Below are 13489 nucleotides of genomic sequence, written 5' to 3'. Positions count from 1 at the left end.
TGGGTTTGTGCGCGGCTAGCGCGCCGCCGCTTTCTCCAGCCGCTCGTTCAGCGCCACGCCGATGCCCGTTTCCGGCAGGCGTTCGGCCAGCAGCTGCCGCAGACCCAGACCATCGAGGCGGTGCAGGGCGGCGTAAAGGCCGTGGGCGGCTTCGGCCAGGTCGCCGCGGCCGGGGCTGAGCACCACCTGCTGTCCGCTGGGCAGGCCCGGCACCGGCTCGCGCAGGGTGAGGGCGCCGGTGGTGGCGGGGTCGAAGGCGGGTACCTCAGCCAGGCCGGGGCCAAACAGCTGCAGCGGCGTGTGGGGCGAGTAGTGGAAAGGCAGCAGGCCGGGACTGGCCGCTTTTTGGGTTTTCTCGGCGGCGGTGCGCAGGCGGGCGGTGGGCACTACGGCCTGCAGCTGCTCCAGTGAAATGGCCCCCGGCCGGTACACCACCGGCTCACCGGCGGGCCCAAAGCCCACCACCGTGCTTTCGATGCCTTGCTGGCACGGGCCGCCGTCGAGGATGTACGGAATGCGGCCGCCCAGCTGGCGCAGCACGTGTTCGGGCAAGGTGGGGCTGATGTAGCCGAAGGGATTCGCCGACGGGGCCGCCAGCGGGAAGTCGAGGCGGGCCAGCAACTCGTGCACCAGGGGATGCGCCGGGATGCGCACGGCCACGTCGGGCAGGCCGGCCGTGACGGTATCGGGCACCACGGCCGGCTCGCGCGGCAGCAGCAGCGTGAGCGGGCCGGGGCTAAAAGCCGCCAGCAGGATATGCGCTGCGGCGGGCACGGCATCGGGGCGCACGTAGCCGGCCAGGTGCGCGGCGCTGGCAAAGTGCAGGATCAGCGGGTTGCTCAGCGGCCGGCCCTTCACCTCGAAGATGCGGCGCAAGCTGTCCTCGCGCAAGCCGTGCCCGGCCAGGCCGTACACCGTTTCAGTTGGCACGGCCACCAGCTCGCCAGCCCGCAGCAGGGCGGCGGCGCGGTCTAGGTCGGTACCCAGCAGCGTGTTCATGGGGTCATGAAAGCGGCTCCGGACGTTCGGAGCGGGGGCAAAGGTACGCGGCCCGGCCAAAGGCCGCCGCGCACAGCCGGTTCCAGGCTTTGCGAACAGCAACGGTGAAGCGCATCATGCTCATCTGACGCCTTGGAAAGCGCCCAAACATGTTTTTTGATTACCCGCCCCTTCCACCAGCGTAACCAGCGCTGCAGCGCGCTGGGGTGAAAACGGCTCGGCCCGCGGGCGGAAGCTATGCGCCACCTGAACGCAGGTTGCGGAAGCAGATATATGCGTTTTACTATGTTCTGAGCACTGCGCCGGTGTAAGTTGCCGCTGCAAATCAGGTCAGGCACTTAGCCACTTACCCCCATGAAACGCATCCACCTGTTCGAGTTTGAGGACTTCCCGTGGTTTCCCAACTGGCTCCGCACCAGCCTGACGCGGCTCATTGTGGTGATGCACAAATTCCTAGGCTCGTCGGCGGACTTGACCCAGCTACTCAATCGGGCCCTGATGCATACCAACACCGCCGCCGTGGTGGACCTGTGCTCGGGCAGCGGCGGGCCCATGCTGCCGGTGTACCAGGCGCTGAAAGCCCAACCCGGCCACGAACACCTGCAGCTTACCCTTACCGACCTCTACCCCAACCTGGAGCTGGCCGCGGCCATCAACGGGCGGCTGGAACCCGGTATTCGCTACGAAACCCACCCCGTGGACGCTACCCGCGTGGGGCCCGAGCTACGCGGCGTGCGCACCATGATTTGCAGCCTGCACCACATGCGCCCCGAGGTGGTCCGCCGCATCTTGCAGGACGCCCAGCAGCAGCGCCAGCCCTTCTGCGCCTACGAAATCAGCGACAACAGCTTCCCCATTGTGCTGTGGTGGGTGGCCCTGATTCCGAACTTCCTGATGGCGCTGTTCATCACGCCGCTGGCGCGCCCGCTCACGCTCCGGCAGCTGTTTTTCACTTACCTCGTGCCCGTCATTCCTTTTTGCTTTGCCTGGGACGGCGCCGTGTCCAACGCCCGCACCTACACCCTCGGGGATATGGCCCTGCTGCTCGAAGGATTACAGTCGGAGGATTACACCTGGGAAACCGGCGTGCTGGCGGGCAAGTCAAAAAAACTATACCTGCTGGGGCTGCCCAAGCTGGGGTAGCAGCGCTGCTGACAGAGCTTGGCCGAGGTATCTGCGGCGCGGCAGTAGCGCATCGGGCTCAGACGGGGCGATGAATGAAGCGAGTTTTGGGAAGTGGATGCCCAGGGGCTGGTGGTGCCTTGCTTCACCTTGGGTACGCCTCTGGCTACCGTGGCGGGCTTTTTGCGCTGGGCTGATCTTCTCCCCCTAACCTTTCTTCTATGAAAAAGCTCCTGTTATTGGCTGGCCTCGCGGGCCTCTATTGTGGCCCCGTCCAAGCCCAAACTACCCCTGGCAACACGGCCGTCGTACGGGTGCGCGAGTCGGGGGGCTGGAACAACGTGGTGGTAAGCTACGGCCCGGGTAAAACCGAAATGATGGAGCTGATAGCGGTGCCGAACAAGAAAGAGCAAGTCAGCAACGCTGAGCGGCTGCAGGTCGTGTTCGACAAGCTGTTTGCGGCCGGCTACGTGCTTCAGGGCTCGTTCAGCGGCGCCGAAGACGACAACAACACCAGCACGCTGATTTTCCGCAAGCCTTAGCGGATCCTCAGAGCCCCGCCGCTGCCGGCGGGGCTCTGAGGATCCGGCATTCTACGCGCTACCGGCGCAGCGCTTTCTGCTGCGCCTTCAGCTTTTCCATCTGTAACGACTGCACAATAGCAACCCGCACGATGGCCGCCTGCGCGTAGTGGCGCGGCTTAAGTTTGCGGCGCAGGTTGGCCGGAATGGGTTTGCCGGCTTCGTAGTCGCGCTGAACCTGACCCAGGCCACTGCGGCTGTATTTGACCAGCCGGGCCACCATTATGCCTGCCCCACCTACCATCAGCGGCACCCCAATGGCGACCTGCCATGCCGCCGGCGGATCGGTGTCTACCAGCTGGTCATTGATGTACTCCTTCGACGGCTGCACCATGGCCAGGCCCAGCGGTGCCAGCGGCAGAAACCACCAGGTGTTGGCCCGCTTGGTGGCGTAGAGCGACAACAGCGCCCCGGCCGTGTCGGCCACCGTGGCGCTGGACTGGTAGTGCGGCAGGTACCAGTTTCCCAACTGCTTGGGAATGGAATCGGGCAGCGTGGGCAGCGGGGCAATGGGGGCCGTCGGGGTTTGTGCCAGTGCCGGGCCGCTCAGTACGGCCAGTAGGGCCGCCGAGAGCAAACGTGTTAGCATATTATGAAGCAGGTGGTCCTGGTTGGAATACAGCCTATCCAAGCGTCAGAGGTGGCAGCCTAGCTGCTCGGCGGGCGCAAAGCAGCAGGATTTCGGTGGTCAGGCCCATTGCGAAGAGACGTTTGGGCAGCGCAACACACCAGAACGAAGGGTGGCGTATCAAGCAAAAATAGCGGGCCGCCTTGGACTCAGCCAAATGACTTGGTTTGCTTCTGCGGCCTGAACTTCTCAAAGGCCGAAATGCTTGGTCTGCAAGCGGCGGCGCACGAACCGCGGCAGCGGCTCGCCCTGCTGATACGCGGCCACCACTTCGTCGCGGCGCTTAGTGCTGAACCGGATGCTGCGCCACAGGCCCAAGCCCACCGTCGAGCCGCTGAACAGCAGGCCCAGACCCGAAGCCTGTCCCCGCGTAATGCGTGGCCCGTAGTAGGCGGGCCAGATGTTGGCAATGCCGACGCCAGCCGCCACCACGCCGCTGCCGCTAAGCAGCCAGGCCCCGTGGTGGCTGCGGGCGTTGAAGAGCCGCCGCACGGCGCGCACGGTATCTTCCTGAGTGGGCGCCGTGCCCAGCGGCCGCGGCATAGGCTGGGCGCCAATGCCCGGCGCAGTCAGTAGCAGGCTTAATAGCAAGGTGCCGGCCAGCCGGCGGCTACCCCGTGGGCGGTAATAGGCATCAGGAAGTAGCATATGACACTGTTTATCCCAGGAGCCCGCCCCAACCGTGAAGGTTGCCCCGAAGATGTTGATTGCCTCCTGCTTCTCAAATGACCGGGTGGGGTAGTAAAGTCACCGGTCGACACTGACTGGATGCCAATCGACCCCGGCCGCTACTCGGCGAAAGTGAGGACTCACCACCTCACTAACAAGGCATGAGGTTTCCCGGCAACGTTCCCGATAACGTTTGCACAAATAAACGCCCGCCGCCGAGCCCAGCAGGCCATTTCATCCTGCTAATATTCAACTGATTCTCACCCCAACCACCACTACATGCATCAAATTTCTACGCTATCGAGGCGAACAGTCGCCTTGCGCTGGCCCTTCTTGACCCTCTGCCTGCTACTGTTCTCGGCGCTTAGCTCGCCGCTGCTGGCTTACGACCTGGTGGTGGCCAAGGATGGCAGCGGCAACTACACCACCGTGCAGGCGGCCATCAACGCCGCGCCCACAGGCCGTACCGCCGTCTACTCCATCTTCATCAAAAACGGCCGCTACAAGGAGAAAATCAGCGTGCCGTCGAACAAGCCGTTTCTGCAGCTGGTGGGCGAAAGCGTGGCCGGCACCGTCCTCACCTACGACGACGGCGCCAGCACGCCGGCCCCGGGCGGTGGCACGCTGGGCACCCAGAATTCGGCCAGCTTCTCCGTCAACGCCGACGACTTTTCGGCCCTGAATATCACGTTTGAGAACAGCTTCGGCGACGGGTCGCAGGCGGTGGCCGTGCTGCTGAACGCCGACCGCGCCGCCTTCAAGGGCTGCCGCTTCCTAGGCAACCAGGACACGCTCTACACCAAGGGCAACGGCACGCCGCGCCACTACTTCAAGGACTGCTACATCGACGGCAACGTCGACTTCATCTTTGGCTCGTCGGTGGCCCTGTTCGAGAACTGCGTGGTGTACGCCAAGGCGCGCACGGCCGCCGGCAGCTCGTTTATCACGGCCGCCAATACGCCCGCGGGCCAGACCTACGGCTACGTATTCAAGAAAACCAAGCTGCCGGCCAACACCGGCGGCACGCAGTACTTCCTGGGCCGCCCCTGGCAGAACTCCACGGGCTCGTCGCCGCTGGCGGCCAACAAAACCGTGTTTATGAGCAGCACCGTGGGCGCGGGCCTGCTGCAGCCGGCCGGCTGGACCACCTGGGACGCGGGCACCAACACCGGGCTGATTACCTACGCCGAGTTTCAGAGCAAGTACTACAGCGGCCCGCTCATGCCCACCGCCCAGCGCGTGAGCTGGTCGCAGCAGCTGGCCCCGGCCGATACGGCGCAGTACTCGCGCGCCAACCTCTTCGGCACCTGGGACCCCTGCGCCGTGGCCACGGGCTTCTGCACGGGCACCGCGCCGGACATTGCCGTGTCGAACTTCCGCGCCGTGAAGGGCGCCTCGCAGGCCACCCTGAGCTGGAACATCAGCTGGGCCATGAGCCAGATCAAGTACGAGCTGTTTCGCTCGGCCGACAACACGACCTTCAGCAAGATCTACGAAGTGACGGCTCTCAGTGACTCGACCGTCAACTTCCAGACCACCGACGCGCTGCCGGCCGCCGGCTCGGCCTACTACTACCTGCGCGCTTCCAAAACCGGCGCGGCCACGCACACCACCGAAACCATTCAGCTATCGAGCATCCCGACGCTGACGGCGGCCGCCAGCCTGGGTGCCTTTGCTCAGTACCAGACCGGCGCCTCGGCCGTGCAGTCGTACAGCCTCACGGGCGTGAACCTGACCGACAACGTGACTGTGACTCCGCCCGCGGGCTACGAGGTATCGGCCAACGGCGGCACCACCTGGTTTTCCGCGGCCTCGCCCCTGGTGCTGACGCCGGCCGCCAATGCGTTGGCGGCCACCACCATTAGCGTGCGGCTGAACGCCACCGCGGCCGGCACCTACGCCGGCAACATCACCCACGCGAGCAGCGGCGCCACCGCCGTATCGGTGGCCGTGACGGGCGCCAAGGTCAACACCGCGCAAGTGGTGACGGCCCCGCTGCAGTGGTGGCCCTTCCGGCTCTCGGCCCAGGACAGCGCCGCCGTGCGCTCGGCCGGCGTGACGGCCAGCTCGGCCACCCTGCGCCGCCTGGCCGTGTCCGACGCCTCCACGGTAGCTGCCATCCGCGGCTACTCCAGCAAGTTCGGGCAGGCTGCGGCCCTGATTGCCGCCGGCTCGTGGTCGACGGCCGCCACGCCGCCCGCCCCCGTCACCGTGGGCGCCAGCCTCGACCGCCGCTTCTACCAACAGTTCACCATCACGGCCGCGGCCGGGCGCACGCTGCGCCTCGATACGCTGCAGATGACGGCGGCCTTCTACAACTCGTCTAACGGCCGCATGGCTCTGGTGTACTCCCTCACGGGCTTCACCTCCGCCGATTCGACGAACATTCCGACCGGCGGCAAAGTGGGCGCGGCTTCGCTGCCCGCCGCCAACTACGGCGCCTTCAACGCCCCGATCATCCTGGCTAACCAGACCGGCGGCCCCACCAACGTGTACCGCTTCCCGCTGAGCACGGCCACCACGGGCCTTACCCTGACGGCCGGTCAGACGCTGACCGTACGCGTGTACTTCGGCGCCGGCACCAGCAGCGCGGGCCGTTACGCCCTGCTCAAGGACGTGATGTTCAAGGGCGAGGACGTGACGCCGGTGGCCTGCAACGCGGCCTTCAGCTACGCGGCTGCCACGTTCTGCCAGACGGCCACCAACCCCACCGCCACGGTGACGGGCACCACGGGCGGTACGTTCAGCTCGACCACGGGCCTGAGCCTGAACGCGACGACCGGTGCTATCAACCTAACCGCTTCCACGCCCGGCACCTACACCGTCACCTACACGGCCAGTGCCAGCTGCAGCAGCACCGCGACGGTCACCATTACGGCACCGGCCGCGGCGGGCTTCGGCTACGCCAGCGCCAGCTACTGCACCTCGCAGAGCAGCACCGTAGCACCCATGCTCGGCACGGGCGCCACGGCCGGCACCTTTTCCTCCACAGCCGGCCTGACCATCGACGCCACGACGGGCACCATCACGCCCGGCTCCAGCACGCCCGGCACCTACACCATCACCAACACCGTGGCCGCGGCCGGCGGCTGCGCCGCCGTCACCAGCACGGCCACGGTTAGCATCAGCGCGCCCCAGGTAGCCACGTTCAGCTACCCCGGCACGAGCAGCTACTGCGCAGGTTCCGGCGTTGTCGTCAGCCCCGCGCTGGCCACCGGCGCCACGGCCGGCACCTTCTCGTCGACCCCGGGCCTGACGATCAACGCCACGACGGGCGTCATCACGCTGGCCACCTCCGCGGCGGGCACTTACACGGTGACCAATACCCTGGCGGCCGGCGGCGGCTGCGCGGCCGTGACGAGCACGGCCGTTATTGTGGTGCAGCCCACGCCGGCGCCGCATACCTTCACGGTGCAGTACAACGGCCCGACCACGACGCTGACCTCCAGCTCATCAACCGGCAACCAGTGGCTGCTCAACAATCAGCCGATCCTGGGCGCCACGGCGCAGACCTACGTCATCAACTCGGCCGCGCAGTACGGCTCCTATACCCTGGTGGCCACCAATTCCGCCGGCTGCATGTCGGCGCCGTCGGCGCCGCTGGTGGTGACGGCCACGGCCAAGCCGCTGGCCGGCTCCGCGCTGAACGTATACCCCAATCCGACGCCCGACGGGCAGCTGCGCCTGGAGCTGACGGGCTACGCCAAACCCGCGCAGCTGACCGTGCTCAACGCCCTGGGCCAGGTGGTGCGGCAGCAGGCCGTTCCGGCCGGCCAGTCGAAAGTAGCCGTCGACCTGACGGCGCAGCCCGCCGGCGTGTACCTGCTGCGCGTGAGCACCGACGGCGGTATCGACACCCGCCGCATCGTGCGCCAGTAACCGCCATTTCGCCTTAAGCTAAAAAGCCCCGCCGGCACTGCCGGCGGGGCTTTTTGTTTTCTGGGCGGTGGTTGAACTGCGCAACCGCGCTACCTGGCGGCACTGTTGCGCGCTTGGGTATCAGCGCACCGGCTCGAAGTGCTCCGCGCGCAGCCGGCGCCGGATGGCGGCCGGCAGCGGCTGGCCTTTCTGGTACTGCTTGATAACGACGTCCTCGCGCTTGGTGCCGAAGCGCACCAGCTTGCTGATGCCGATGGCCAGAAACGGAGCCGACACCGCCGCCGAGACGCCCAGCCCCGCCGCGTACGGCCCCGACAGCACCCCGCGCAGCAGCACCAGTCCGCCCAACGAGGTGTACACGGTGCCGCCGTTGCGGCGCTTGCGAAACAGCGCGTGCACGGCCTGCACCGTGTCGGGCGCGGGGCGGCCCAGCGTGGGGTCGGGCGGGGGCACGGGCACGGCGGGCAACACGGGAGTATCCTGGGCCTGGGCGCCGACACCCAGCACTAGCAGGCCAGCGGCGACGAGCAATTGCTTGCGCATACGAAATCGGGCGGGGTTATCGGTGCAAGATACGGAGGCGCGGCAAGCCCGGTGCCGGCCGTGGGTCCACCGGCAGGTTATGGGCGCGGACTCGTTTTGGCGGCCTGGGGCTAGCTTTGCCGCATGTCGGTGTTTCAAACCTACCTCCAGCTCGGCTTTTTCCACATTTTCAACCTGCAGGCCTACGACCACCTCGTATTCCTGCTGGCGCTGTGCGCCCCCTTCGTGCTGCGTGACTGGCGCCGCGTGGTGGCGCTGGTCACGAGCTTCACCCTCGGCCACTCCCTCACGCTGGCCCTGGCCACGCTGGGCCTGGTTACGTTTCCGGCGGCCGTCATCGAGGCCCTGATTCCGGTGACCATCCTGCTAACCTGCGCGGCCAATCTGCGCCGTGCCGGCCACGTGCCGCGGCCCACCGATCCGGTGCTCTGGACGCTGCCCAACGCGCTGGCGGCCGGCTTCGGCCTGGTTCACGGGCTGGGCTTTTCCAACTACCTGCGCGAGCTGCTGGGCCAGCAAAGCCGCCCGGTGCTGGAGCTGCTGGCGTTCAACGTGGGCGTCGAAATCGGGCAGCTGCTGATTGTGGGGCTGATTCTGCTGCTGGGCCTGGTGGTGCTGCGCGTGGGCGGGGCCGGGCGCCGCGACTGGGTGCTGGTGGTCAGCGGGGCCGCGGCCGGCATTGCCGTCATGCTGCTGCTCGGCCAGCACGCCGGCGCGTAATACCCTGACCTTCAAGCTAGGTCGGCACTTTTTTTTCTAAAATCGGCTTTACCCGGTTTGCCGGCGCAGCCCCGGCGCTTTGCCGGCGTCCTTGGCCCTTGCCAAGACACCTAACCACGGCGCTTTTCCGGGCTTTCCGGCCGAGGTGCTATTTTACGAGTCCATTTTCGCCATTCACTGCATGCGTTTTCGCTTACTTCTCGCCGCGGGCCTCACGGCCGTGCTAGCCGCTCCGGCGCTGGCGCAGAGCACCAACTCCGGCACCGACAAATTTGCCCAGCTCGGCACGGAGCTGCCCACGCCGAACTCGTTCCGCACCGCCTCGGGCGCCCCGGGCCGCGACTACTGGCAGCAGCGCGCCGACTACAACATTAAGGTCACGCTCAACGACGAGAACCAGAGCATCACGGGCTCGGAGGACATTACTTACACCAACCTCTCCCCCGATAAGCTCAGCTACCTCTGGCTGCAGCTCGACGCGAACATCTACGCGCCGAACTCCATGACGGCGCTGACGCAGACCGCTTCGCTGCAGGAAAAGCTCTCGTTTCAGGCCCTGGAGCACATTCAGCGTACGGGCTTCGACGGCTCGTTTAAGATTGACGACATCCGCCTGAAGGGCGCGGGCAAGCAGCTGCCCCACACCGTCAACTACACCATGATGCGCGTGGACCTGCCCCAGCCGCTGGCCCCGAAGCAGTCGGTGACCTTCTCGGTGAAGTGGCACTACAACGTGAACGACCAGAAGAAGCTCGGCGGCCGCTCGGGCTATGAGTTCTTCCCGCAGGACAAGAACTACCTCTACGAAATTGCGCAGTTCTACCCCCGCATGGCCGTCTACGACGACGTGAACGGCTGGCAGCACAAGCAGTTTCTGGGCCAGGGCGAGTTTACGCTGCCCTTCGGCGACTACCGCGTGAGCATCACCGCCCCGGCCGACCACGTGGTGGGCGCCACCGGTACGCTGCAGAACGCCGAGCAGGTGCTCACGGCTACCCAGCGCAAGCGCCTGGAGCAGGCCAAGACCGCCTCCAAGCCGGTGGTTATCGTGGAGCAGCCCGAGGCCGTGAAGGCGGAGCAGGGCCGCGCCAAGAACACCAAAACCTGGGTTTTTGCCGCCAAAAACGTGCGCGACTTCGCCTGGGCCTCCTCGCGCAAGTTTATCTGGGATGCCATGGGCCTGACCATCGAAGGCAAGCCCGTGCTGGCCATGTCGTACTACCCGAAGGAGGCCAACCCGCTGTGGGGGCAGTATTCCACGCAATCGGTGGCGCACACGCTGAAGGTGTACTCGCGCATGACCGTGCCCTACCAGTACCCGGTAGCCATTTCCGTACACGGCCCCATCGGCGGCATGGAATACCCCATGCTCTGCTTCAACGGCTACCGCCCCGAAGCCGACGGCACCTACTCGGCCTCGACGAAGTACGGGCTGATTTCGGTGGTCATCCACGAAGTGGGCCACAACTTCTTCCCGATGATTGTCAACTCCGACGAGCGGCAGTGGACGTGGATGGACGAGGGCCTGAACACCTTCATGCAGTACCTCGCCGAGCAGGAATGGGAACGGGGTTACCCCTCGCGCCGCGGCGAGCCGAAGGACATCGTGCCCTACATGAGCATGGCCCAGAACCTGCAGAACCCGATTATGACCAACTCGGAATCGGTGCTGCAGCTCGGCAACAACGCCTACGGCAAGCCCGCCACGGCCCTGAATATCCTGCGCGAAACGGTGATGGGCCGGCAGCTGTTTGACTACGCTTTCAAAACTTACGCCCAGCGCTGGGCCTACAAGCACCCCACGCCGGCCGACTTCTTCCGCACCATGGAAGACGCCTCGGGCGTGGACCTGGACTGGTTCTGGCGCGGCTGGTTCTACGGCACCGAGCACACTGACCTGAGCATCGAGGGCGTGCAGTGGTACAAAGCCGACTCCAAGAACCCCGAAATCGAGAATGCCCGCCGCCGCGAGGAGCTGAACGCCGCGCCGCAGAGCCTCTCGCAGCAGCGCAACCTGCAGGATATCCAGAAGACGCTGGTGGACGACCGCCCCGAGCTGAAAGACTTCTACAACAGCTACGACGCGCTGGCCGTGACGGAAACCGACAAGGCCAAGTATCAGCAGTATGTCTCGAAGCTTACGCCCCAGGAGCGCGAGGTGCTCAACAAAGGGCTCAACTTCTACCAAGTAAGCCTGAAGAACCTGGGCGGCCTGGTCATGCCGGTCGTCATTCAGATGACGTTTAACGACGGCACCCAGGAAGTGGTGAACATCCCGGCCGAAATCTGGCGCAAGAACAATGCGGAGGTCACCAAGGTATTCGTGACCGAAAAGCCGGTGGCCTCGTTTACCCTTGACCCCTACGGGCAGACGGCCGATACGGACCTCTCCAACAACGGCTTCCCGCGCAAGCTGGCGCCCTCGCGCTTCGAGCTGTTTCAGCAGCAGGCCACGCCCGCGACCAACCCCATGCAGCAACGCAACGTGTCGTCGCAGCAGCCGCAGCAAAGCGGCGCCGGCAGCACCGGCGGCTCCAATTAACCTCCGCGCTTCGCGCCCCGAAAAGCCAGATGTACTCCACATCTGGCTTTTTTTATGCCCCTGCCCAGCTTTCGGAAGAGGCCTTGCAACCGCTGAGCCCGCCGGCGTCTCTTCGTGATTGAATAGTGTTTCCTTAATTCTTCACGTTTTAACCCTGCGTTTTATGCGTCACTTGTTCTCTGCCCTTGGCTTGCTTGCGCTGGGCACCCTGGCGGGCTGCAACCACATGATTCGCTGCACCGACGACCCCGAGCCCAGCTGCTACACCGGCACGGTGCTGGGCAAGAACTGCTTCGACGGTGTCCTCATCAAAGTCGACAGCCGCTACGCCATCGGGGGCGCCGCGACCCTTCCCTACCAGGGCGACACCGTCCGCTACACCAACGTCATTGCGGCATCGGTGCCGGGCCAGGAGGCCACGCTTACGACCGGCACGCAGGTGTATTTCAGCATCGACCACAACGCCCCGCTGCCGCCGCGCTTCTGCACGGCGCAGATGCCCGTGGTGCAGCTTCCGATTCCCCACATGGTGCTGACAAACGTCGCGTTTACGGGCTGTCAGAGCGCGGGGGCGGGCAACTAGCCTCTGCACCGAGCTGGCCGGCCCTGAGGCAGCCGTGGGGCGCGAGCCGGTCAGTTCGGCCGGCGTGCCCCGCGGCTGTTTTGTCTTGCCTGCTTGCGCAGCCCTGCTTCCGGTGGTGTTTCAAGATGGCCCATGATCTTTGGCACTTTTGGTTGAAAATCTTTAACCCGATTGCAACGAATTGCGGCCACCGCGGCTCTCCTTTTCACATCTGCTCCTTTACCCTTCCAACCCCTATGAAAACCTCCTTGCTTCTCGCCCCTCTGGCGGCGCTGGTGCTGCTCAGCAGCTGCGAGCGTGACAACTGCGAACCAAAACCCGAGTGCACGGCAGGCACGGTGCTCGGCCACACCTGCATGGCCGGCACGTTGATCCAGCTGCACGGCGCCCAGGCCGGTGGCCAGACCATTCAGTACGACGCCGACGGCACCGGCCCGAAAACCTACCACCACGTTATTTCGACCTACACCGACCTGGGCAAGCTGGGTGAAACGGGCACTACGCTGTATTTCACCTACCGCGCAGGCCGTGGTGCGGCTCCGGAGCTGCAATGCCTGGCCTTCGACGCGCCCGCCAACATGAAGCCTTACACCCTGACTAACCTCTCGGCCACGGCCTGCACCGATGAAGTACGTACCCAAAGCAACTAAACCGGTTTCTCTCAGCCGGTAGCCAAAGGCCCGCCAACCTGCGTTGACGGGCCTTTTTGCGGCGGCGCTGCAGCCTACCGGAGGCGCAAGTCTTAGCTATTCCGCCTACCTTGAGCGTGTCTCAACCCTTAGCTTCTTATTCCATGAGCATCTTCGACGGCCTCCTTGGCAACGCTTCCGAAAACGACACCCAGGAAACCCAGCAGGACCTCGCCCGCATCCTGGCCTCCGACGAGCGGGTGGAAAAAGCCTACGCCATCATCCGCGACCAGATCATCTTCACGAACAAGCGCCTGATCATGGTAGACAAGCAGGGCGTGACGGGTAAGAAGAAGGAATTCCTGAGCGTACCGTACCGCAGCATCGAGCGGTTCAGCATGGAAACCACCGGGCATTTCGACCTCGACGCGGAGCTGAAAATCTGGGTACGAGGCATGGCGGAGCCGCTGAGCAAAACCTTCCGCAACGACCAAAACATCCACGACATCAGCAGGGCCCTGGCCGAGTACGCGCTGTAGAGCCGGGCCGCACAAGGGCACAATTCGCCTACGGGCGCCGTTTATCTTCGTGCTC

General features: G+C 65.2%; 12 protein-coding genes. 8 read left to right on the top strand and 4 right to left on the bottom strand.

Features of this window, described 5'->3' with window-relative positions:
• Positions 1-15 precede the first annotated feature (15 nt).
• Entirely contained in the window at positions 16-999 is a 984-nt protein-coding gene (locus ACYVKQ_RS11960) for an L-threonylcarbamoyladenylate synthase (protein WP_460675568.1), read from the bottom strand.
• Between the two features lie 354 nt (positions 1000-1353).
• Between ACYVKQ_RS11960 and ACYVKQ_RS11955 the strand changes: the two genes are divergently transcribed.
• Together ACYVKQ_RS11955 and ACYVKQ_RS11950 are read left to right on the top strand one after the other, a co-directional pair.
• A complete protein-coding gene (locus tag ACYVKQ_RS11955; RefSeq protein ID WP_460675567.1) occupies positions 1354-2142 on the top strand; it encodes a hypothetical protein in 789 nt (262 codons plus the stop codon).
• A gap of 200 nt (positions 2143-2342) precedes the next feature.
• Positions 2343-2663, top strand: coding sequence for a hypothetical protein (locus ACYVKQ_RS11950; protein ID WP_460675566.1), 321 nt, complete (start codon positions 2343-2345; stop codon positions 2661-2663).
• 58 nt (positions 2664-2721) lie between these two features.
• Here ACYVKQ_RS11950 and ACYVKQ_RS11945 read toward each other — a convergent pair whose 3' ends face one another.
• The gene (locus ACYVKQ_RS11945) at positions 2722-3291 is read right to left on the bottom strand and encodes a hypothetical protein (RefSeq protein WP_460675565.1); all 570 of its coding nucleotides are present in this window, start codon (positions 3289-3291) and stop codon (positions 2722-2724) included.
• A 228-nt stretch (positions 3292-3519) separates the two neighbouring features.
• A complete protein-coding gene (locus tag ACYVKQ_RS11940) occupies positions 3520-3978 on the bottom strand; it encodes a hypothetical protein (RefSeq protein ID WP_460675564.1) in 459 nt (152 codons plus the stop codon).
• Positions 3979-4278: 300 nt separating this feature from the next.
• Here ACYVKQ_RS11940 and ACYVKQ_RS11935 point away from each other — a divergent pair, with 300 nt between their 5' ends.
• On the top strand, positions 4279-7878 hold the full coding sequence (locus ACYVKQ_RS11935) for a pectinesterase family protein (protein ID WP_460675563.1): 3600 nt from the start codon (positions 4279-4281) through the stop codon (positions 7876-7878).
• A gap of 120 nt (positions 7879-7998) precedes the next feature.
• Here ACYVKQ_RS11935 and ACYVKQ_RS11930 read toward each other — a convergent pair whose 3' ends face one another.
• Positions 7999-8421, bottom strand: a complete 423-nt coding sequence (locus ACYVKQ_RS11930; protein ID WP_460675562.1) for a hypothetical protein — start codon at positions 8419-8421, stop codon at positions 7999-8001.
• Between the two features lie 123 nt (positions 8422-8544).
• Between ACYVKQ_RS11930 and ACYVKQ_RS11925 the strand changes: the two genes are divergently transcribed.
• From ACYVKQ_RS11925 to ACYVKQ_RS11905, 5 genes are all read left to right on the top strand, one after another.
• Positions 8545-9141: a HupE/UreJ family protein gene (locus tag ACYVKQ_RS11925; protein ID WP_460675561.1), complete on the top strand. Its 597-nt coding sequence runs from the start codon at positions 8545-8547 to the stop codon at positions 9139-9141.
• A gap of 181 nt (positions 9142-9322) precedes the next feature.
• Positions 9323-11683, top strand: coding sequence for a M1 family metallopeptidase (locus ACYVKQ_RS11920; protein ID WP_460675560.1), 2361 nt, complete (start codon positions 9323-9325; stop codon positions 11681-11683).
• Between the two features lie 163 nt (positions 11684-11846).
• Complete coding sequence (locus ACYVKQ_RS11915; RefSeq protein WP_460675559.1) at positions 11847-12266, top strand: hypothetical protein; 420 nt, start codon at positions 11847-11849, stop codon at positions 12264-12266.
• A 236-nt stretch (positions 12267-12502) separates the two neighbouring features.
• Complete coding sequence (locus tag ACYVKQ_RS11910; protein ID WP_460675558.1) at positions 12503-12916, top strand: hypothetical protein; 414 nt, start codon at positions 12503-12505, stop codon at positions 12914-12916.
• A 143-nt stretch (positions 12917-13059) separates the two neighbouring features.
• Positions 13060-13434: a PH domain-containing protein gene (locus tag ACYVKQ_RS11905; protein WP_460675557.1), complete on the top strand. Its 375-nt coding sequence runs from the start codon at positions 13060-13062 to the stop codon at positions 13432-13434.
• The last annotated feature ends 55 nt before the right edge of the window (positions 13435-13489 follow it).

Source organism: Hymenobacter coalescens, from assembly GCF_054783195.1.
The sequence above is the reverse complement of the archived record's forward strand: the minus strand, read 5'-3'. Positions and strand labels throughout refer to the sequence as shown.

Bases quoted from the DNA above. Each gene is read 5' to 3' on its own strand.
- ACYVKQ_RS11930 (WP_460675562.1), bottom strand. From the start codon at position 8,421: ATGCGCAAGCAATTGCTCGTCGCCGCTGGCCTGCTAGTGCTGGGTGTC.
- ACYVKQ_RS11955 (WP_460675567.1), top strand. From the start codon at position 1,354: ATGAAACGCATCCACCTGTTCGAGTTTGAGGACTTCCCGTGGTTTCCC.
- ACYVKQ_RS11915 (WP_460675559.1), top strand. From the start codon at position 11,847: ATGCGTCACTTGTTCTCTGCCCTTGGCTTGCTTGCGCTGGGCACCCTG.
- ACYVKQ_RS11920 (WP_460675560.1), top strand. From the start codon at position 9,323: ATGCGTTTTCGCTTACTTCTCGCCGCGGGCCTCACGGCCGTGCTAGCC.
- ACYVKQ_RS11960 (WP_460675568.1), bottom strand. From the start codon at position 999: ATGAACACGCTGCTGGGTACCGACCTAGACCGCGCCGCCGCCCTGCTG.
- ACYVKQ_RS11910 (WP_460675558.1), top strand. From the start codon at position 12,503: ATGAAAACCTCCTTGCTTCTCGCCCCTCTGGCGGCGCTGGTGCTGCTC.
- ACYVKQ_RS11950 (WP_460675566.1), top strand. From the start codon at position 2,343: ATGAAAAAGCTCCTGTTATTGGCTGGCCTCGCGGGCCTCTATTGTGGC.
- ACYVKQ_RS11935 (WP_460675563.1), top strand. From the start codon at position 4,279: ATGCATCAAATTTCTACGCTATCGAGGCGAACAGTCGCCTTGCGCTGG.
- ACYVKQ_RS11945 (WP_460675565.1), bottom strand. From the start codon at position 3,291: ATGCTAACACGTTTGCTCTCGGCGGCCCTACTGGCCGTACTGAGCGGC.
- ACYVKQ_RS11925 (WP_460675561.1), top strand. From the start codon at position 8,545: ATGTCGGTGTTTCAAACCTACCTCCAGCTCGGCTTTTTCCACATTTTC.
- ACYVKQ_RS11940 (WP_460675564.1), bottom strand. From the start codon at position 3,978: ATGCTACTTCCTGATGCCTATTACCGCCCACGGGGTAGCCGCCGGCTG.
- ACYVKQ_RS11905 (WP_460675557.1), top strand. From the start codon at position 13,060: ATGAGCATCTTCGACGGCCTCCTTGGCAACGCTTCCGAAAACGACACC.